Annotated in this window: 1 rRNA gene; it reads right to left on the reverse strand. The window is 46.0% G+C overall.

The window, feature by feature from the left end:
• Positions 1–281 precede the first annotated feature (281 nt).
• Positions 282–350 (reverse strand): 16S ribosomal RNA (locus tag H0X91_RS34865); the annotation flags it as partial.

The raw sequence follows: 350 nt of genomic DNA on the forward strand, positions 1-350 counted from the left end.
CAACCCGGATAGTTTCCACGTCCATCTCAAGACGCTTCCGCTATCCAAATTACTTACTTCTTCCAGATTGTTAAAGAACGACAGCCGATATCTGTTGATATCCTCTGACTGGCTCAATCGCCAATGAGAAAAACTCGAACCAAACTTCATTCGAATGTTTGTCATTGAGGATTATCGAAAGCGGCCGGCATTATAACCGTTTAAACCGCTAACAGACAGTCTTTCTGTCTTTAATTTACAGCCGATAAGCGTGAGCGCTCAACTTCGCGAGATAGCTCTGGAAAGGAGGTGATCCAGCCGCACCTTCCGATACGGCTACCTTGTTACGACTTCACCCCAGTCATGAATCC

It is taken from the genome of Burkholderia sp. 9777_1386 (genome assembly GCF_015712265.1).
Lineage (GTDB): Bacteria > Pseudomonadota > Gammaproteobacteria > Burkholderiales > Burkholderiaceae > Burkholderia > Burkholderia cenocepacia.